The 1,258-nt window shown below is 38.8% G+C and carries 1 pseudogene; it reads right to left on the bottom strand.

Going from position 1 to position 1,258, the window contains the following annotated elements:
- Window positions 1-1,258, bottom strand: a pseudogene (locus ACFIL8_RS10510) (autotransporter outer membrane beta-barrel domain-containing protein); the annotation flags it as partial.

Here is a 1,258-nt window from a genome sequence, read left to right as displayed (position 1 = left end):
GTTCTGATATTGGCTAAAAGCGCGTTTTGTTTAGCCATATCGGTTAATCCACTATAGAAGAGAGCATTTGGCATGACTAAGTAACTGGCCGTTTGTGCTACAGGGACGATCACACTTGGACCAGAACCAGAATCCGTTTCAAGAATTTCTTTATGTAAGCGGAAATCCCAGAAATTTTCATTCTTTTCATCAAAGAGGCTTTGTGCAACATCGGCTGTACCGTGGCTTGACTCTGGTCCATAGGCCGTTAGCGTATATTTATAAGGCAAACGATTTCTTGTGGTATAGCCATTTACGAGTTTGAAAGAGTCTTCTTGTGCTTTTCCAGATACTTGAATGAGCGAGAGGCCACCTATATTGGAAGGATCAGCAGCATTGACTACACTACTTTCATCTCCTGAATCGCTTTTGATATAAACTGTTGTGGAGCCTGAGACATCACCGTGGATCAAAAGTCTATCGGTTTTTTGATCGGCACTTGCTACCCCATCACTCCAAGCAATGTTGAAGTAAATCTTTGCATTACCAGAGGCGTTGTAGACTGTTTGCGTATCTGGTTTACCAGATCCTATATGCAATGTGTGATAATGATCTTCTACCAGTCCATCAAAAACAATAGAGCTGTTATCGAGATTAAGCGTGGAAATATCAGAACGAGATCTTTGAGCGATATCAAGCAGATTGCCATCATCATCTTTTTCTTTTGTACTGGTCTTTAGTGTCCATGTTGTCTTGTTTTTCAGATCAAAACGTACATTTCTGTCTTTAGAAATATTTGCTCTGCCTTCTAGAGTAGACTGATCAGCGCTTAAGGTGAAGGTGCCATTGGAGATCGCTTTAACCTCTTTATTGTTCCAATAATTGTCATTTTTCCAAGATTTTGGATCTTCGAAAAGACCATCTCCTAACAATACATCAGCATGGATTTCTGAATTTTTGAGATTTGCTGTACCGATTGATAAAGTTGGAATATCTTCCATGTTTGTGTTAGTAAAAGCTCCAACAAAAATTCCTGTGCCATTTTCAACGTGAATATCTGCATTGGTTAAATTGATTTCACTGCTTTTACGTTTTTGTGGATCATCTGGATAATCTAGATCAGGATTAGAGAGAGCTATAAATTGCAAACCAGCAACTCCTGCTATCATAGAAGTATTCACGACATCAATATGTCCGTTAAATGCCGCCCATAGTGCAACTTTTTTTGCTTCTATTTTATTTTTTATTGTATTCTCTGCTGCTCCAATATAACCATTCG

It is taken from the genome of Bartonella sp. AP57NXGY (assembly GCF_042195805.1).
GTDB lineage: Bacteria > Pseudomonadota > Alphaproteobacteria > Rhizobiales > Rhizobiaceae > Bartonella.
This window is presented reverse-complemented; position numbering and strand designations above follow the sequence as displayed.